Origin of the sequence: Photobacterium sp. MCCC 1A19761, assembly GCF_037389125.1 — a bacterium.
Classification (GTDB): domain Bacteria; phylum Pseudomonadota; class Gammaproteobacteria; order Enterobacterales; family Vibrionaceae; genus Photobacterium.
In genome coordinates this window covers 18668-36769 of the sequence record NZ_JAZGTF010000033.1, presented here as the reverse complement: position 1 = coordinate 36769, position 18102 = coordinate 18668, and the positions used below count along the sequence as shown (strand labels likewise).

The following is an 18102-nucleotide window of genomic DNA, read 5'->3' as shown; positions in this document are numbered from 1 at the left end:
CACGTCCTCTCTTCATTGTCGTTAAGCACTGCGTCTTGTTGCGGCCGGGTTATTTGATCGGCAGGTAAATTGAAAACTCGGTATGGCCCGGCCAGCTGACCACCTCGATTTTGCCGTGATGTTGATCGACCAGGTTCTGGGCAATCGACAGCCCCAGTCCGGTGCCCCCTTCTCGCCCGGTAACCATGGGGTAGAACAGGGTGTCCTGGATATCGCCCGGGATCCCCGGGCCGTCATCGATGATGTCGATTTTGGCCGCCACCCGGTGGCGGGTACCCTGGATCAGCGTCTGGTGATCGGTGCGGGTTTTCAGGGTGATATTGCCGCCGCCGTGTTGCTGCAATGCCTGGGCGGCATTGCTGACGATATTGAGAATCGCCTGTTCCAGCTGCTCCGGATCCATGGTGAAGTCGGGCAGGCTGGGGTCATAGTCACGGTGAAAGTGGATCTGGCTGGTGCAATCGAGGGCCACCAACTGGCGGACTTTTTCCAGCACCACGTGAATATTGTCAACTTTCCGGGCCCCGGGGCGCTGGGGGCCCAGCAGGCGGTCGACCAGATTGCGCAGCCGGTCGGCCTGCGCGATGATCATCTGGGTGTATTCGGTGTAGCTGGGATCGGGCAGGGTTTTTTCCAGCAGTTGCGCCGCGCCGCGCAGGCCGCCGAGCGGATTCTTGATTTCATGGGCTAGCCCGCGTACCAGCTCCCGGGCGGCTTGTTGCTGGGCATGCTGGCTCAGCTCCTGGCTGATCCGGCGCTGCTGATCGATGGGTTTGAGCTCGAGCAGGATCAGCAGCTCTTTTTGCCACGACAGCGGGCTGGCGTTGACCTCCAGTGTGTAATGGCGACCGTCGATCACAAAGGTGACGTCACTGTCTGCCAGGCCCTGCCCGCTTTGCAGTGTTGCCTGGATCAGCCCGAGGTCCAGCGAGGAGTGCTGGAGCAACGCCGGGAAGTGGGCATGATGGAGCCGGCGCTTACTGTACGACAGCAGCTGCTCGGCCGCCGGGTTGACATAGCGGATCGTCAGCCCTTCATCGAGCAGGAGTATCGCCGTGACCATGTTATCCAGGATCAGCGGTGTAAATGAGGCAGTCACTGTATTCATCCTTGTCAATCCAGTTCTGTTGCGTGCAATGAACTGACATTGCACCATGTTGGTGCAATTAAGTGTAACCTGCCTGTCTGCAATCGTGCACGGAAAATTGTGCGGCGGCGAGTTTATTTGGGCTCAGGCCGGGGTGTGGTTTGCTGGCGCACAGATGCACGATGCAAAAAGACAGTGATGTCTTGAGATGATGCAATAACCTTGCCGTCTTTGAGCACTTGTGCCCGGAGGCGGTGACTGCCGCGATCGATATTGTGCAGTTGCCAGTTCAACGTGGCTTGGGGCGCAGTATAGGGCGCACCATCAAGCAGCACCTGAACTTGCTCACCGGGGGCGAGCGGTCGGTTAGCTGACAGCGTGATCGCGATGATGCCGCGGTTGTCGCGCAGGGTTTGCTGATCGGCTGGCGAATTCAGCGTCAGGGCCAGCGGCGGTAATGCGGTTGGCTCGGGTTGTTCGGGGGGCAGTGCCGGGGCCGGTTGGCTCAGGGTCAGGATTGCCGGTGGGTCGAGGGTGAAGGTCGTTGCACCTGGTTGGGGCAGATCGGAGAAATGGGTGACTCCCTTTGCATCTTGCCAGGTATAGACGGGCATGGCGGCCAGACTGGCAGGCAGACAGAGCAGCATCGCGGCCGTGATGGCTTTCATACAGCAGGCTCCCTGAGTGATGGTTTCCGGGTTGGGATGTGGCGTCTCATGGGCAGGGTGGGGGATTTGGCCGAACCGGGCAAGTATAAAAAGGCCGGCTTGTGAAGCCGGCCTAAAAGTCATGCTGTGGTTACACTGCGTATTGCTTACACAGAGTAGTACATTTCGAATTCCAGTGGGTGCGTGGCCACGTTGATCTTCTGAACGTCCTGAGATTTCAGAGCGATGTAAGAATCGATGAAGTCATCAGAGAACACGCCGCCTGAAGTCAGGAACTCACGGTCTTCGTCCAGTGCTTTCAGTGCGACTTCAAGGGATTCTGCCACTTTTGGAATCTCTGCCGCTTCTTCAGCTGGCAGGTCGTACAGGTCTTTATCCATTGCTTCCCCTGGGTGGATCTTGTTCTTGATCCCGTCCAGACCCGCCATCAGCATGGCTGCAAACGCCAGGTATGGGTTAGCTGCTGGATCCGGGAAGCGAACTTCGATACGACGCGCTTTCGGGCTTGGGACCACAGGGATACGGATAGAAGCTGAACGGTTACGCGCTGAGTAAGCCAGCATCACTGGTGCTTCGTAATGAGGAACCAGACGCTTGTACGAGTTGGTTGATGGGTTCGTCAGTGCGTTCAGTGCACGTGCGTGCTTGATGATACCACCGATGTAGTACAGCGCCATTTCAGACAGACCGCCGTATTTGTCGCCCGCAAACAGGTTCTGGCCGTCTTTAGCCAGAGACTGGTGCACGTGCATGCCAGAACCGTTGTCACCAACCAGTGGCTTCGGCATGAAGGTTGCCGTTTTGCCGAAGGCGTGTGCGACGTTGTGAACAACGTATTTGTAGATCTGGATTTCGTCCGCTTTGGTGGTCAGGGTGTTGAAGCGCGTAGCGATCTCGTTCTGACCCGCAGTCGCGACTTCGTGGTGGTGTGCTTCAACCACCAGGCCCATTTCTTCCATGATCAGACACATGGCTGAACGGATGTCCTGAGAAGAGTCAACCGGTGCAACTGGGAAGTAACCGCCTTTCACACCAGGACGGTGACCTTTGTTACCACCTTCGATATCAGAACCTGTGTTCCATGCCGCTTCGATGTCGTCAATTTTGAAGAAAGAACCAGACATATCGGTTGAGAATTTCACGTCATCGAACAGGAAGAATTCTGGCTCCGGGCCAACCAGTACCGTGTCTGCAATGCCGGTTGAGCGCATGTAGTCTTCTGCACGCTTGGCAATCGAACGAGGGTCGCGATCGTAGCCTTGCATGGTTGCAGGCTCAAGGATGTCACAGCGGATGTTCAGGGTCGCATCTTCTGTGAATGGGTCTAATACCGCGCTAGAGGCATCCGGCATCATCACCATGTCGGATTCGTTAATGCCTTTCCAGCCAGCAACCGAAGAGCCATCGAACATCTTGCCTTCTTCGAAGAAGTCAGCATCAATTTGGTGGGCAGGAATAGAGATGTGTTGCTCTTTACCTTTGGTATCGGTAAAGCGTAGGTCAACAAACTTAACTTCGTTTTCCTGGATCAGCGCGAGTACGTTTTCAACTGACATCTTAAGTAACCTCCGGTGTTAGATTGGGCAACTGGCCGCAATAATAGATGGTGAACCTGAGTGTGTTCACTTGAAACTAGTATAGCGAGAACCGTGCCAACTTTTTAAAGCCCCAAAATCGCCCATTTAGCGTCATTCCGGGTCTCGAAAATCCATTTATTGCACCAATATGGTGATATTGCGCACCAGTATGGTGCAATTATGGATGTCTGGCACCTGTATGGTGCGCGCTTCTACTATTAGCCTACGGCGCAGGCTTGTCAATCGGATGACATCGGGATGACGGTGGTTTGTCCGGGAAATCAGTTGGTCAGCCGGAGGGAGTGACGTCGATGGTCCGGCCGAATCAAAATGCCGGTGATATAAATCACATAATAGGTGGGTTTTGACGTAAAATCTGTTAGATTATGAGCCGTTTTTTTAACCACGTGGCAACCTTCCGGTCGCTGCATGTTCTGAGTGAATGTAAAACACATGTCAAATCCACAGATCGATAACTTAAGAAATATCGCAATCATTGCGCACGTTGACCACGGTAAAACGACCCTGGTTGACAAACTGCTTCAGCAGTCTGGCACGTTAGAGTCTCGCGGCGAAGTTGAAGAACGCGTAATGGATTCCAACGACATCGAAAAAGAGCGTGGTATTACCATTCTGGCTAAGAACACAGCAATTAACTGGAACGACTACCGCATCAACATCGTTGATACTCCGGGACACGCCGACTTCGGTGGTGAGGTTGAGCGGATCATGTCGATGGTTGACTCAGTACTGCTGATCGTTGATGCCGTTGACGGCCCGATGCCACAGACGCGTTTCGTAACGCAGAAAGCATTTGCTCACGGCCTGAAGCCAATCGTGGTCATTAACAAGATTGACCGTCCGGGCGCCCGTCCTGACTGGGTGATGGATCAGGTGTTTGACCTGTTCGACAACCTGGGTGCGACCGACGAGCAGCTGGACTTCCAAGTGGTTTACGCTTCTGCGCTGAACGGCTGGGCGACGCTGGAAGAAGGCGAAACGGGCGAGAACATGGAACCGCTGTTCCAGGCGATCGTCGACAACGTTGCTGCGCCAAACGTCGATGTTGAGGGTGCGCTGCAAATGCAAATCTCTCAGCTGGACTACAGCTCTTATGTGGGCGTAATCGGTGTGGGCCGTGTGACCCGTGGTTCAGTGAAACCAAACCAGCAGGTCACGGTGGTTGGCGCTGACGGCAAAACCCGCAACGGTAAAGTGGGGACGGTTCTGGGTTACATGGGCCTTGAGCGTCATGACGTTGATCAGGCCGCTGCCGGCGATATCATCGCGATCACCGGTCTGGGCGAGCTGAAAATTTCTGACACCATTTGTGACGTGAACACGGTTGAAGCGCTGCCGGCACTGTCAGTTGACGAGCCGACTGTGACCATGACCTTCCAGGTCAACACCTCGCCGTTTGCCGGTAAAGAAGGCAAGTACGTGACGTCACGGAACATTCTTGAGCGTCTGCAAAAAGAGCTGGTTCACAACGTTGCTCTGCGCGTTGAAGAAACGGATGACCCGGACAAATTCCGCGTTTCTGGTCGTGGTGAGCTACACCTGTCGATCCTGATCGAAAATATGCGTCGTGAAGGCTTCGAGCTGGCGGTATCACGTCCTGAAGTCATCATCAAAGAAGAAAACGGCCAGCTGATGGAACCGTTTGAGACGGTGACCATCGACGTGCAAGAAGAGCACCAGGGCGGCATCATGGAGAAAATCGGCCTGCGTAAAGGTGAGCTGAAAGACATGTCTCCAGACGGTAAAGGCCGTGTGCGCATGGACTTCGTCATGCCATCACGTGGTCTGATCGGTTTCCAAACTGAGTTCATGACCCTGACTTCAGGTTCTGGTCTGATGTACCACACGTTTGATCACTACGGCCCACACAAAGGCGGTAACATCGGTCAACGTAACAACGGTGTTCTGATTGCAAACGCAGCAGGTAAAGCACTGACGAACGCCCTGTTCAACCTGCAGGAGCGCGGTCGTCTGTTCATCGGTCACGGTGTTGAAGTTTACGAAGGGATGGTGATCGGTATCCACAGCCGTGACAACGACCTGACTGTGAACGCCCTGAAAGGTAAACAGCTGACGAACGTACGTGCATCCGGTACTGATGATGCGCAGGTACTGACCACGCCAATCAAGTACACCCTTGAGCAAGCGCTGGAATTCATCGATGACGATGAACTGGTAGAAGTAACGCCGGAAAGCATCCGTATCCGTAAGAAACTGCTGACGGAAACGGATCGTAAGCGTGCGAGCCGTGGTGCTAAATAAAATCAGCGCACTGAAAGGGTAACCCTTTACAGAACGTTATGAAACTATCCCCTCATTGGTGCTACCATGAGGGGATAGTTGTATCTGGGCCCTGATCGGCGCGGTTCAATCAACAGAGCGTGAACGTTATGCAACCGATTATTATCACCGGGGGACCCGGTGCCGGAAAAACAGCGTTGCTGGAGGCCATTGCGCGCAAAGGCTATCTGGTTTTTCCGGAAGTTTCCCGTCAGCTGATCCGTGAACAGCAACAGTTGGCGCAGGGGATTTTACCCTGGACCGATTTGCCGGCCTTTGCGGCGCTGTGCCTGTCGGCCATGAGCGAGCACCGCCGGTTGGCGGCAGAAGGCACCATGCCGGCGTTTGTTGATCGGGCGATTGGGGATATTTGTGCCTATCTGGCGATTGGCGGCGCGCCGATCCCGGCAGATTACCACCAGGCAGCACGGGGCTATCACCCGAGGGTGTTTTGCTGTGCGCCGCAGCGTGAGATTTACGTTCAGGATGAGGAGCGGCCGCACAGCTTTACGGAAGCCGAGCAAATTCACTGGCAACTGGTCGAGACATATCAGGCGCTGGGCTATCAGGTGGTTGAGGTGCCCTGGGGCTGTGTGAATGAGCGGGCCGGCTGGGTGCTGGCCCGGATCCGGTTGGTTTAGCTGCGCTTGAGCTGGGCAATAAAGCGCTCAGACTCGGCAATCGCCGTTTCCATGTCCTGAATCGCACGCTGGATATCGCGCTGGAGCGATTGGAACTCGCCCTGCAGAGAGCCGATGGCGGCTGCATTGAGGTTGTGTTTCAGATACAGGGTGTTGTCACGCAGGGTATTGAGCACCGGCGTCATCTTTTGCTCGGCGCGGTGCATGGCACTCAGCATCCGCTGGTAGGATGTACGGGTTTGCTTGAGTTTTTGCTCACTGTCGCGTCGCAGGTTGGTGCTGGTGTAGAGAGAGAGTTCATTTTCCCACTCGTCAAACAGGGCATCGGCAACATCTTCAATGGCTGCGATCCGGCTGCGCACCTTGTCGGCGGCGTCACTGCTGGCTTCGTACTGATCGTTGATGGTGTCGTAAGCATCCTCCAGATCCCCGCCGTCGAACTGATGGATCGCCTTCAGGGCATCCAGCGCACTGGTAAACTGGGTCTGGGCATCTTGCTGGGCTTCGGTGGCCTCGGAGACGCGGTCGACCATGATCTCACGCTTATGGACCCCGACCTGTTCCATGGCCGAGTAATAGGCACTCTGGCAGCCCGGCAGGATGGATAAGCTGAGCAAGGCGACGAGCAAATAGGGCATAAATGGGCTCCTGCACGGTTGGGCAGACGGCAGTCGTAGTTGTCATCTGCGGGCTGACCAACTATTTTGACTATAAAAACAGATAAATAGAATTCACAGACTATGGCTGACAAACATCTAACTGGCAAGGGGAATTGGCCGCAGCAATTCCCGGTGGTGCTGGCTTATTTTAAATACCTGTTGCGGCGGATCGGGCATGACCGGCTGACGGTTGCGGCGGGCTCGATGGCTTATGTGACCTTGCTGTCGCTGGTCCCGCTGGTGACCGTGGTGCTGTCGGCGCTGTCGACCTTTCCGGTCTTTGCCGGCTTGGGGGAGATCCTGCAAAATTTCGTGATTGAGAATTTTGTTCCGGCGGCAGGCGAGGTGGTGAAGCAGTACCTCAATGAGTTTGTCGCCAATGCCGGCAAAATGACCGCAGTGGGGATCGGGGCGTTGTTTGTGGTTGCCCTGATGCTGATTTCTGCCGTCGATACCACCCTCAATTATATCTGGCGGGTACATGAGAAACGCCGGCTGGTGATTTCGTTTTCGATTTACTGGATGGTACTGACGCTCGGACCGATTTTGCTCGGAACCAGTATCGCGGTCAGCTCGTATCTCGGTTCACTCAATCTGCTCGGCAGTGATGCGGTCAATGGCGCCCTGCAGCAGTTTTTGCGCGGTCTGCCGGTGATCATGTCGACCAGTGCCTTTCTTGGCCTCTACTTGCTGGTGCCCAATACCAAGGTGCGTTTCCGCCATGCCCTGGTCGGTGCCCTGATGGCGAGCATCCTGTTTGAACTGAGCAAAAAAGGTTTCGCCCTTTATATTACCAACTTCCCGTCTTATCAGTTGATTTACGGCGCCCTCGCGGTGGTGCCCATCCTGTTTGTCTGGGTCTATCTGGTTTGGTGCATTGTCTTGTTCGGGGCGGAGATTACCGCCAGCCTGGGAGAAGGTGTACACTGGCATCCGGTAGCGCGGCAAAAAGCCAAAGAAGCGGCGGCCCAGCCACAGGCGGATGCGCAGGCATCCGGTAATGACAGTCGTGACGATGTAAAGGAGCAACAGCATGATTGCGCTGATCCAACGGGTAAGTGAAGCCAGTGTCACCGTTGAGGGCAAGACCACAGGTACAATCGGCAAAGGGTTGTTGGTTTTGCTGGGGGTGGAAAAAGGCGACGATGAAGCCAAAGCGCAACGTTTACGGGATAAAGTTTTAGGGTACCGGGTGTTTGAAGATGACGCCGGGAAAATGAACCTCAATGTGCAACAAGCGGGCGGCAGCGTGCTGGTGGTATCGCAGTTTACCCTGGCGGCGGATACCAAGAGCGGGATGCGGCCGAGCTTTTCTGCCGGTGCGGCACCGGCGGATGCTGAGTGTTTGTATGACTATTTTGTATCGTGCTGCAAGGCAAAGGACATCAACACCCAAACCGGTATTTTTGCGGCGGACATGAAAGTCGCGCTGCTCAATGACGGGCCGGTGACCTTCTGGTTACAGGTGTAGCCGGTCCGGATGGATCGGTGGTGTGCCTTGCGCAGACCAGACTCGGCAGCTCCGGGATGAGCGCCGACAGGGAATTGTTGGAGAGGGATAGCATGTTTCGATTGATCACCCCGGCGACGGACGGGGAGTTAACACAGTATTACGATTTTCGCTGGCGGATGCTGCGCGAGCCCTGGCATATGCCGGTCGGCTCGGAGCGGGACGCTTATGACGAGCTCAGTCATCACCGGATGATTGTCGATGATCACGGCGAGCCGATTGCGATTGGCCGCCTGTATATGACCCCAGATAATGAAGGCCAGGTCCGGTTTATGGCGGTGCATCCGGATTATCGCCATAAAGGCATGGGGGCGCTGGTGCTGATGGCGTTGGAATCGTTGGCCCGCCAGGAAGGTGCCAAGCGACTGGTGTGTAATGCCCGCGAAGATGCGATTTCCTTCTACGCCCGCAACGGGTTTGTCAATCAGGGCGAATTGAGCGAAGAGCGCGGACCGGTCCGCCATCAGCAGATGATCAAGCACCTCAAGCCGCTCAACGAAATCGTACGCAATCCCGATTGGTGCCAGGCCCTGCAAGAGCTGTGGCAGTACCAGATCCCGATCAGTGACAAGATGGGGATCGCCATCACGCAATATACCGGTTACCGGTTTGAAGTCAGCGCAAGCCTCAATGCCAACCTGAATCCCAGCCAGAGTATGTTTGCCGGCAGTATTTTTACCATGGCGACGCTGGCCGGGTGGGGTTTTGTCTGGATGCTGCTGAAAGAACGCAACTTGCAGGCAGACATTGTGCTGGCTGACAGCAAGATCCGCTACAGCGCGCCGGTGAAAACACGGCCCCGGGCGGTGGCTGCGGTTGAAAGCCTGCGCGGCGATCTCGACCGCCTGGCCGGAGGCCGTAAAGGTCGGGTGGTGGTGGATGTGGAAATCTACAGCGGCGAGCAGCAGGCTGCCACCTTCACCGGGACTTATATGTTGTTGCCCGCACAGGAAGACAGCGACACCGATTGCTGATCCCCCTGCCAGCGCCGCTCCAGGCGCTCGCAGCCTTGCTCGGCCTTGAGCTCCAGTTGTTGGGCGTCGGGCCGGGCCAGATCCCACTGGCCACGTAGGGTGGCTGACCAGCTCTCTCCTTTGATTTGAAACGGGTTTATTCGGATCCGGCCGCGATCGGCCCGGAGCCGGATCGGTGTGGCCTGCAATACGCCGGTCGACACTGTGGACAGTGGCTCCCCGGATTGCTGCGCCGTGCCTGGTTGCAGGCTGCGCAAGGTGGTGTCAGGGCCGGGGTCAGGATCAGGGCGCGGGGCTGCCGTCAGCGTCGGTGAAGGCTGTTGCCACTGGTGCCAGAGCTGGGCCGGGGTTTGTCGGCTGAGCCGGAGCTGGCGCAGGTTGGCCGTGAGTTCGCCTTCCAGGCTGTAGGCCAGACCGGTTGGGTGCTGGCCCAGTCCCTGCGCGTCAAGGGTAACATCGAGCTGGCCGTCGAACGCAATCGGCAGTTGCAGCCAGCGGGGCAGGACGGCGAGCGGCAGGCTGTCACCGTTCAGGATCAGTTGCCACGGCATGCCTTCCCGGTGCAGTGCGACATTTCCCTGCGCCTCTAGCAGGCCATGCTCAAACGACAGGGCCAGTCGGTCCAGTTGCCATTGACCGGCCCGGCCCGTCATATCGATCATTGACTCTGCCACGGGCACGCCGTTGAGCCCGGCACTGCTGGCGCTGGCCGTCAGGCTCCCCTGCCACAAACCGGAAGACCCGCGGCGTTTGAGATGCAAATCATGCCCGCTGGCATTGAGTCCGTTGAGATGAAACGGCCAGGTGGGGTCGGCTGCGGTAAACGCGGAATAGCCGATATTAAGCTCCTGCACGCTGATATCGGTAAACGTCGCGGCAAGTTGGCGCAGCTTGCTTGCCCAGGCCGTTGGCAGATCCCACTGAATATTGCGGGCGGTAAACTGGTTGAGGGCCAGGGAGTCCGGAGTGATCGTCCCGTCAGTGGTGAGGTAGCCGCCCAGTAGTCGGGTCGACAAGGCGCTCAGCTGGATTTGCTGCGGGCGGAAGTGGAGCTCGGCCAGGGGCTCGTCCAGCAATATCTCCCGCCATTGCAGGCTGTCAGCACCGAAGGACAGGGTGGCTTCCTGTTGTTGCCAGAGGACTTCTTCGGGAGTGTACCCGTCATCAAGGCGCCAGTCCCGCAGGGACAGGTTGGCGTTGTTCAGGGTCAGTCCCGGCAGCTCGAGACTGCTGTTGAGAATATCCAGGCGCTGAAGCTCGATTTGGGGGCGCGTGGTACTCAGGTAGCGCTGCCATTGCGATTCCAGACCGCGGGCCAGTACCTGATCCTGGAAGGTCAGATCGGCCAGGCTCAGCTGGTGGATGCGCCACTGCGGGCGGGCGTCGGGCGGGGCCTGATACTCGGCCTGGCCGCTCAGCGTTGCCCCGTGCCAGTGAAATGAAAAACCGTGGAAGGTCCATTGATGACTGTCGCGTTGCCCGTCGATCAGGACGTTGCCGAATTCCTGTTGCTGCCAGCGAACCGACGCTGCGGCCAGCCGGATGTTCCCCTGATAGGCATAGGGGGCTGTCGGATCGCTTTGCCAGCGGTTGAGCTGGAGGTGGCTGTCCGTCAGGGTCAGGGGGCCGGCCTCCCAGTTGAAATGGGTCAGAGCCAGGTGGCTGGCTTCAATTGCCGGGAAGGCGTCCAGTGGCGGCGTGCCGGTCAGGGTCAGTCCGTCAATTAGCAGGGTGTCGAACGACCAGCCCGGCTGCAGCAGGCGTGTCGGGTTGAGCCAGAGCTCCAGGCGGGGCACGGTGATTGACTCGGGGATTTGCGCGTCGGCGGTGGGGAATTGGAGCGTCAGTTTGTCGATCCGCAGATGCCAGGGATCCAAGATGTGGTAGCGCACCGAAGTCGCCTGGACGTGATACGGGGTCAGGGTATTGACGAGGTAGCTGATCAGCGGCGTGGCATGTCGGGTGTGCAGCAGGGCCAGCAGAATGGTGATCCCCAGCAGGCAGATGATGATAACAGTGGCGATAAGCTTCCCGACCAGACGCATGACACTCTCCTATGGCATGGCATCAGATTGGCCGAAAATCCGGGTTGCTGCAAGCCGGATGGTGCCAGAACGTGGCTTAGTTTTTGTTTTATTTCAGCGACTTTTGCGGCAGACATAAAAAACGCCCCTCACATGAGGGGCGTCGACATTGCTCGAGGTGTTTGTCCGTTAGTCTAGCTGAGGGCCAGCGGCAACCAGTGCGGCACCTTCTTCATTGTCGGTGTACTTGTCGAAGTTGTTGATAAAGCGCTCGGCCAGATCTTTCGCCTTGCTTTCCCACTGGAGTGGATCGGTGTAGGTATCGCGTGGGTCCAGAATGCCCGCATCGACGCCCGGCAGGGCGGTTGGGACTTCCAGGTTGAAGATCGGGATGTGCTTGGTCTCGGCCTGCTCAATTGAGCCGTCCAGGATCGCATCAATGATACCGCGGGTGTCCTGAATCGAGATCCGCTTGCCGGTGCCGTTCCAGCCGGTATTGACCAGGTAAGCTTCCGCGCCGGCGGCTTCCATACGTTTGACCAGTACTTCTGCGTACTTCGTTGGGTGCAGCGTCAGGAAGGCATTGCCGAAACACGCCGAGAAGGTTGGCGTTGGCTCGGTGATCCCACGCTCGGTTCCGGCCAGTTTGGCGGTAAAGCCGGACAGGAAGTGGTACTTGGTTTGCTCCGGTGTCAGTTTCGAGACCGGTGGCAGCACACCGAAGGCATCGGCCGACAGGAAGATCACCTTGTTGGCATGGCCGCCCTTGGAGACCGGCTTGACGATATTTTCGATGTGGTAGATCGGGTAGGAAACACGGGTGTTCTCGGTTTTCGAGTTGTCGTCGAAGTCGATGGCACCGTCACTGCGCACGGTGACGTTTTCCAGCAGGGCATCACGACGGATCGCGTTGTAGATATCCGGCTCGGCTTCTTTCGACAGGTTGATGGTCTTGGCGTAGCAGCCACCTTCGAAGTTGAAGACCCCATTATCGTCCCAGCCGTGCTCGTCATCACCAATCAGGGCACGTTTCGGATCGGTCGACAGGGTGGTTTTGCCGGTGCCGGACAGGCCGAAGAAGACTGCGACGTCGCCGTCTTTGCCCAGGTTGGCCGAGCAGTGCATGGAGGCGATATCTTGCAGCGGCAGGAAGTAGTTCATCATGGCGAACATGCCTTTCTTCATTTCGCCGCCGTACCAGGTACCGCCGATCAGTTGCATTTTCTCGGTCAGGTTGAACACGGTGAAGTTCTCAGAGTTCAGACCTTGCTCCTGCCACTTATCGTTGGTGCACTTGGCGCCGTTCATGACCACGAAATCAGGCTCGAAGGTGGCCAGCTCTTCTTCACTCGGACGGATGAACATATTTTTCACGAAGTGGGCCTGCCAGGCGACTTCCGTGATCACGCGGATACACAGGCGGGTATCCGGGTTGGCACCGCAGTAGCCGTCAATGACAAACAGGCGCTTGCCGGAAAGTTGCTCGGTGACCAGTGCTTTCAGATCGTTCCAGACGGTTTGATCAATGGCCTTGTTGTCGTTTTGGCCTTGATCGGCCCACCAGAGGGTATCTTTGGTGGTGTCATCTTTGACGATGAACTTATCTTTGGGTGAACGGCCGGTGAAAATACCGGTATCCACAGCCACGGCGCCCAGTTCAGTAACAATCCCTTTCTCGTAGCCTTCCAGCCCCGGTTTAGTCTCTTCTTCGAACAGCAGTTCGTAAGACGGGTTGCGAACAATTTCGGTAACATTGGTGATACCGTATTGAGATAGATCCATATTTTTTGCAACCTTTTTTTCGACGTTCATGACGGTCATAGGTGCTCCTTGGGTAAGATGATGTTTAACTGTTGACCATGCTAGCAACCCTAAAGGGGTAATTCAGGGAGGTTTATCAAAAAATAACCACTTTAAAGTTACGGACTGGTAAAAGTTATTATTGTCTTTGAGGGGGGATTTTACAGTGTTGTGAAACGTTTGCGCTAGGGCTTCGGATTAATATTTCTATTGAAAAAAGCGAGACTTAAGTCGTAGGTGAATTTCAGGGGGGCGGGAGAAACTGTGCTTCAGTTAAAAGAAAAGCCGGCAGAATGCCGGCTCCTGTAATTCACTTTCAGGGTTATTACGAAAGAATAATTAATGCACCTGATTTGATGGGTTGGCTGCTGCTTTGTTGAACAGTGCCGCCACATCAACGCTGTCAAAGGCGTAGGTGGTGCCGCAGTAGTCACAGTGCAGGGCAATCTGACCTTCTTCGGCCACAATCCGCTCCACTTCGTTTCGTTCAATTGAGCAAATGGCCGAGGCGCTGCGCTCACGGGAGCAACCGCAGTGGAAGGAAACATCTTGCGGGTCAAACAGCTTCACGGTTTCCTGGTGGTACAGGCGGTACAACACGTCCTGGGCCGGCAGGGTGAACAGCTCGTCGTCCTTCACGGTTCCGGTCAGTTGCTCCAGGTGCTCGAAGTCGGTGTCGTGACCCTGGCCGTCCGGCAGGATTTGCAGCAGCATGCCAGCGGCTTTGGCCTGACCTTCGACTTCGCCGGTGCGTAGCCAGATACGGGTTTTCAGCTGCTCGGAGCTGGCAAAGTAATTTTCCAGGCAGGCCGCCAGGTTGTCCCCTTCCAGGCCGACCACGCCCTGGTAGCGCTCACCCTGGTTCGGGGTAATGGTGATCACCATGTGGCCTTTGCCGATCAGATCGGTGATGGTCCCGGCAGGAACGTCGCCGTCCCAGCGTGCCACGCCACGCATCTGCTGGTTGTGGTCGCCATTGATCACAGCGAGCTTCACCGGGCCGTCCCCTTGCAGTTGAACGGTGATCGAGCCTTCAAACTTCAGGGTTGCCGTCAGCAGGCTGGTGGCCACAAGCAGTTCACCCAACAGGTGCTGAATTGGTGCCGGATATTCCTTGCTGGAAATGATTTGCTGATAAGTGTCGCTTAGCTGAACAAGCTCACCACGTACAGATACACCGTCAAACAGGTAACGGTACAGACTATCGTTTGTCATTTTACTTTCTACTCCAGCAGGTAAAATCAGTTACTGCTTTTAAACTTAATTATATCGCGCCGCTGTTTTTTATCAGGACGCTTGTCGGGACTTGGGCTGTGATAGGCATTGAGTTTGCGCATTTGGGCCTGGGCTTCGCGTTGCTCGATGCTCTGCGCTGTTTCCTGGTACAGGGTTTGCGCTTCCGGGGCCCCCCGGCGGGTGCCGGACAATTTCATGATGGTGACAGTTATTTCATCATTGCCTTGTCGCAGACGCACTTCGGCGCCGACTTCCACCAGTTTGCTGGGTTTGGAGCGTTGGCCGTTATAGTGCACCTTGCCGCCGTCGATCATATTGCGGGCAATCGAGCGGGTTTTGTAAAACCGTGCAGCCCACAGCCATTTATCGAGGCGAATCTGGCCGGTGTCGGAATCAGGGGATTGCTGGCCCATAACGTGCTCCTTCTCCCAAAGGGGACTAAAAATACCATATTGCGATGACAGCGTCAGCCTTACTTAATGGTGCCGGGGCGGTGCAATTTCAACGCTCGGGAAGGAATAATTGGTCGGCAATGTCTAGTCTGTTGATAGTAGATATGTTTTTTACGTGATCTGTTTTGATATATTTAGTCTTTTTACGATGAAAAAACTGCTGTATTTTTCATGAAACGGTATGCTATCTGATTCGGGCGCCTAAATGGCACTCGTTCGGCTTACAGCAACAGGAAGATGGTTGAGCAATGGTTGCAGCAAATTGGTTGGAAACGCTTCAGGCTAAGCGGCCGATGTCAGTGGCGACACTGACCCGAATTGCCACATGGCTGCTGGTCGTGATGCTGGCGTGGATATTAGGACGGCTGGTGTGGTCGTTGATGCAGCCCACGGCTGCGCCTGCGACCTGGCAGGCGAAACCCGTCGCGGTCGCGCAAGCGAACCGGGAGGGTTTTCAGGTGTCCGATGTATTAGGCATGAATCTGTTTGGTCGCTATCAGCAAACTGCACCGGTGGTAGAGAAAAAGCCGGTGACTCAGGATGCGCCGGAAACCCGGCTGAGCCTGACGCTGGTCGGTGTGGTGGCCAGCACCAAACCGGGGACCAGTCTGGCGGTGATCGCCAATCGGGGTCGCCAGAATACTTATGGATTGAATGAAGCGATTGAAGGCACCCGGGCGACCTTGCAGGCGGTGTATGTGGATCGGGTGATTATTCGCAATAGCGGCCGGGATGAAACCCTGATGCTGGACGGCGTGAAGTTCAGTAAGTCACAGCCGCAACCTCAGCCGACATCGGCCACGACGCCGAAGCCTGCGGCGGCCAATAATTTAAGCCAAATCAAGCAGGAAATTCTGGATAAACCCCAGACGCTGTTTAATTACATTCGCCTGTCGCAGGTGAAAAAAGACGGCGCGTTGATTGGCTACCGGGTGAACCCGGGCAGTGAGCGGGCCTTGTTTGATGCGGTGGGGTTACAGCCCGATGATCTGGCGGTGAGCCTCAATGGCAATGATTTAACGGATCCGGCCGTGATGGCCCGGCTGTGGACAGAATTGTCCGAGGCCTCTGAATTTATGTTAACGGTCGAGCGGGAAGGCCAGTTACACGATATTTATATTGAGTTGCGCTAACGCACGCGACAACGAGCAGGAGTTTTTTGTGAAAAAATGGATGGGGAAAAGTGCCCTGTGGCTGGCCGGAAGTTTGCTGTGCAGCTCAGCACTTGCCAATGAATTCAGCGCCAGCTTCAAAGGAACGGATATTCAGGAATTCATTAATATTGTCGGGCGTAATTTGCAGAAAACCATCATTGTCGATCCGGCGGTGCGTGGCCAGGTCAATGTGCGCAGTTATGATTTGCTGAACGATGAGCAGTACTACCAGTTCTTCTTAAATGTGCTGTCCGTTTATGGGTTTGCCGTGGTTGAGATGGAAAACGGCGTACTCAAAGTGATCCGCGATAAAGATGCGAAAATCTCGGCCATTCCTGTGGTTGATGGCTCTGATCGTGTGCAGGGCGACGAAGTCGTCACTCGCGTGATTGCGGTGCGGAATGTCTCGGTCCGGGAGCTGTCGCCGCTGCTGCGTCAGCTCAATGATAACGCCGGAGCCGGGAACGTGGTGCACTATGATCCGGCCAACATCATTATGATCACCGGGCGGGCCGCGGTGGTGAATCGCCTGGCGGAAATCATCGAGCGGGTCGATCGCGCCGGGGATAAAGAAATTGATGTCGTTGAGCTCAACAATGCGTCGGCGGCAGAAATGGTGCGGATTGTCGAAGCGCTGAACAAGTCGGCGGACGCCAAATCGACGCCGGAGTTCCTGCAACCCAAACTGGTCGCCGATGAACGGACCAATGCGGTGCTGCTGTCCGGAGACCCGCAGGTGCGTAATCGCCTGAAACGCCTGATTCGCCAGCTCGACAAAGAGATGGCGACCTCGGGGAATAACCGGGTGATTTACCTCAAATACGCCAATGCCGAAGACTTGGTCGAGGTGCTGAAGGGGGTTTCCGAGAACCTGCAGGCCGAAAAACAGGGCGGCAGCAAGAATCCCGTGGGCGGCAAGTCAGAGGTGATGATCTCTGCGCACGTCGATACCAACGCCCTGATCCTGACGGCGCCGCCCGATATTATGCGCGCGCTGGAAAACATTATTGCCCAGCTGGACATTCGCCGGGCCCAGGTGCTGATTGAGGCGATGATCGTTGAGCTGTCCGAAGGCGATGGCATCAATTTCGGTGTGCAGTGGGGCTCGCTCGATGGCGGGGTGGTCCAGTTCGGCAACTCCGGGGTGCCGATCAGCCAGTTCGCGATTGGCTTGGAAGAAGCCAAAGATGTGCCGGGCTCGACAGTGATTAATTCTGACGGCACACGAACTGTGAATGAACCGACCCAGGGGGATTTCAGTACCTTGGGCAGTGTCCTGGGGGGCGTCAACGGTGCCGCGCTAGGGATCGTGATGGGCGACTGGACCGCGCTGGTCAATGCCGTGGCTTCCGATCGCAACTCCAACATTCTGTCCTCGCCGAGCATTACCGTGATGGACAACGGCGAAGCCTCGTTCATTGTTGGTGAAGAAGTGCCGGTGGTGACGGGCTCAACGTCCAGCTCGAACAACGACAACCCGTTCCAAACCGTTGAGCGCAAGGAAGTGGGGATCAAGCTCAATGTGACGCCGCAGATCAACGAAGGGGATTCGGTGCAGCTGAAGATCGAGCAGGAAGTGTCGAATGTCCTGGGGGCCGACGGTGCGGTAGATGTGCGCTTCTCCAAGCGTCAGCTGACCACCTCGGTGCTGGTTCAGGATGGCCAGATGATCGCCCTGGGCGGATTGATCCAGGAGCAGGTTGACGAAAGCGAGCAGAAAATTCCGCTGCTGGGGGACATCCCAATCCTGGGCCACCTGTTCAAATCGACCAATACCACCAAGGCCAAGACCAACCTGATGGTGTTCATCAAGCCGACCATCATTCGCGATGGCGTGACGGCGGATGGCATCACCCAGCGCAAATATAACTACATCCGGGCCGAGCAGCTGTTCCGTGCGGATAAAGGCCTGCGCCTGATGCCGGATGCCCAGACGCCGGTGTTGCCGAAATACGGTGAAGATATTTCGCTGCCGCCGGAAGTGCGGGCCTTTGTGGCGCAGCTGGAGACAGAGTAATG

15 protein-coding genes are annotated in these 18102 nt (G+C 56.3%); 7 read left to right on the top strand and 8 right to left on the bottom strand.

Features of this window, described 5'->3' with window-relative positions; translation table 11 throughout:
• Positions 1-49 precede the first annotated feature (49 nt).
• The 3 genes from glnL to glnA all read right to left on the bottom strand — a co-directional run bounded on the left by glnL (position 50) and on the right by glnA (position 3311).
• A complete protein-coding gene (gene glnL, locus VV869_RS21100) occupies positions 50-1099 on the bottom strand; it encodes a nitrogen regulation protein NR(II) (protein ID WP_337736966.1) in 1050 nt (349 codons plus the stop codon).
• 122 nt (positions 1100-1221) lie between these two features.
• On the bottom strand, positions 1222-1755 hold the full coding sequence (locus VV869_RS21095) for a DUF4124 domain-containing protein (RefSeq protein ID WP_337736911.1): 534 nt from the start codon (positions 1753-1755) through the stop codon (positions 1222-1224).
• 146 nt (positions 1756-1901) lie between these two features.
• Positions 1902-3311 (bottom strand): glutamate--ammonia ligase, encoded by a 1410-nt coding sequence (gene glnA / locus VV869_RS21090; protein WP_337736909.1) that lies wholly within the window; start codon positions 3309-3311, stop codon positions 1902-1904.
• Between the two features lie 474 nt (positions 3312-3785).
• On the opposite strand from glnA, the gene typA reads away from it, so the two are divergent.
• Together typA and VV869_RS21080 are read left to right on the top strand one after the other, a co-directional pair.
• Positions 3786-5615, top strand: coding sequence for a translational GTPase TypA (typA, locus tag VV869_RS21085; protein WP_337736907.1), 1830 nt, complete (start codon positions 3786-3788; stop codon positions 5613-5615).
• A 128-nt stretch (positions 5616-5743) separates the two neighbouring features.
• On the top strand, positions 5744-6274 hold the full coding sequence (locus VV869_RS21080; protein WP_337736906.1) for an AAA family ATPase: 531 nt from the start codon (positions 5744-5746) through the stop codon (positions 6272-6274).
• Here the strand turns inward: VV869_RS21080 and VV869_RS21075 are convergent.
• Positions 6271-6912, bottom strand: coding sequence for a DUF2959 domain-containing protein (locus VV869_RS21075; RefSeq protein ID WP_337736905.1), 642 nt, complete (start codon positions 6910-6912; stop codon positions 6271-6273). The genes VV869_RS21080 and VV869_RS21075 overlap by 4 nt on opposite strands.
• Positions 6913-7014: 102 nt before the next feature.
• Here VV869_RS21075 and VV869_RS21070 point away from each other — a divergent pair, with 102 nt between their 5' ends.
• The 3 genes from VV869_RS21070 (at position 7015) to VV869_RS21060 (ending at position 9417) form a co-directional block, all read left to right on the top strand.
• Positions 7015-7995: a virulence factor BrkB family protein gene (locus VV869_RS21070; RefSeq protein WP_337736904.1), complete on the top strand. Its 981-nt coding sequence runs from the start codon at positions 7015-7017 to the stop codon at positions 7993-7995.
• Complete coding sequence (gene dtd / locus VV869_RS21065) at positions 7967-8404, top strand: D-aminoacyl-tRNA deacylase (RefSeq protein WP_337736903.1); 438 nt, start codon at positions 7967-7969, stop codon at positions 8402-8404. Before VV869_RS21070 ends, dtd begins: the two co-directional genes overlap by 29 nt.
• A 92-nt stretch (positions 8405-8496) precedes the next feature.
• Entirely contained in the window at positions 8497-9417 is a 921-nt protein-coding gene (locus tag VV869_RS21060) for a bifunctional GNAT family N-acetyltransferase/hotdog fold thioesterase (RefSeq protein WP_337736902.1), read from the top strand.
• On the opposite strand, the gene VV869_RS21055 is transcribed toward VV869_RS21060, so the two are convergent.
• The 4 genes from VV869_RS21055 to hslR form a co-directional block, all read right to left on the bottom strand.
• Positions 9372-11462, bottom strand: coding sequence for an AsmA family protein (locus VV869_RS21055; protein WP_337736901.1), 2091 nt, complete (start codon positions 11460-11462; stop codon positions 9372-9374). The genes VV869_RS21060 and VV869_RS21055 overlap by 46 nt on opposite strands.
• Positions 11463-11630: 168 nt before the next feature.
• Positions 11631-13262 carry a phosphoenolpyruvate carboxykinase (ATP) gene (gene pckA / locus VV869_RS21050; protein ID WP_337736900.1) on the bottom strand — a complete coding sequence of 544 codons (1632 nt, stop codon included), beginning with the start codon at positions 13260-13262 and terminating at the stop codon, positions 11631-11633.
• A gap of 318 nt (positions 13263-13580) precedes the next feature.
• Complete coding sequence (gene hslO, locus VV869_RS21045; RefSeq protein WP_337736899.1) at positions 13581-14456, bottom strand: Hsp33 family molecular chaperone HslO; 876 nt, start codon at positions 14454-14456, stop codon at positions 13581-13583.
• A gap of 26 nt (positions 14457-14482) precedes the next feature.
• The gene (gene hslR / locus VV869_RS21040) at positions 14483-14890 is read right to left on the bottom strand and encodes a ribosome-associated heat shock protein Hsp15 (protein ID WP_337736898.1); all 408 of its coding nucleotides are present in this window, start codon (positions 14888-14890) and stop codon (positions 14483-14485) included.
• 287 nt (positions 14891-15177) lie between these two features.
• On the opposite strand from hslR, the gene gspC reads away from it, so the two are divergent.
• Together gspC and gspD are read left to right on the top strand one after the other, a co-directional pair.
• The gene (gene gspC / locus VV869_RS21035; RefSeq protein ID WP_337736897.1) at positions 15178-16062 is read left to right on the top strand and encodes a type II secretion system protein GspC; all 885 of its coding nucleotides are present in this window, start codon (positions 15178-15180) and stop codon (positions 16060-16062) included.
• Between the two features lie 28 nt (positions 16063-16090).
• Positions 16091-18100 (top strand): type II secretion system secretin GspD, encoded by a 2010-nt coding sequence (gspD, locus tag VV869_RS21030; RefSeq protein ID WP_337736896.1) that lies wholly within the window; start codon positions 16091-16093, stop codon positions 18098-18100.
• Positions 18101-18102: the final 2 nt, after the last annotated feature.

Coding starts and splice junctions, on each gene's coding strand:
- VV869_RS21095 (WP_337736911.1), bottom strand. CDS start 1,755: ATGAAAGCCATCACGGCCGCGATGCTGCTCTGTCTGCCTGCCAGTCTG.
- glnA (WP_337736909.1), bottom strand. CDS start 3,311: ATGTCAGTTGAAAACGTACTCGCGCTGATCCAGGAAAACGAAGTTAAG.
- typA (WP_337736907.1), top strand. CDS start 3,786: ATGTCAAATCCACAGATCGATAACTTAAGAAATATCGCAATCATTGCG.
- VV869_RS21080 (WP_337736906.1), top strand. CDS start 5,744: ATGCAACCGATTATTATCACCGGGGGACCCGGTGCCGGAAAAACAGCG.
- VV869_RS21075 (WP_337736905.1), bottom strand. CDS start 6,912: ATGCCCTATTTGCTCGTCGCCTTGCTCAGCTTATCCATCCTGCCGGGC.
- VV869_RS21070 (WP_337736904.1), top strand. CDS start 7,015: ATGGCTGACAAACATCTAACTGGCAAGGGGAATTGGCCGCAGCAATTC.
- dtd (WP_337736903.1), top strand. CDS start 7,967: ATGATTGCGCTGATCCAACGGGTAAGTGAAGCCAGTGTCACCGTTGAG.
- VV869_RS21060 (WP_337736902.1), top strand. CDS start 8,497: ATGTTTCGATTGATCACCCCGGCGACGGACGGGGAGTTAACACAGTAT.
- VV869_RS21055 (WP_337736901.1), bottom strand. CDS start 11,462: ATGCGTCTGGTCGGGAAGCTTATCGCCACTGTTATCATCATCTGCCTG.
- pckA (WP_337736900.1), bottom strand. CDS start 13,262: ATGACCGTCATGAACGTCGAAAAAAAGGTTGCAAAAAATATGGATCTA.
- hslO (WP_337736899.1), bottom strand. CDS start 14,456: ATGACAAACGATAGTCTGTACCGTTACCTGTTTGACGGTGTATCTGTA.
- hslR (WP_337736898.1), bottom strand. CDS start 14,890: ATGGGCCAGCAATCCCCTGATTCCGACACCGGCCAGATTCGCCTCGAT.
- gspC (WP_337736897.1), top strand. CDS start 15,178: ATGGTTGCAGCAAATTGGTTGGAAACGCTTCAGGCTAAGCGGCCGATG.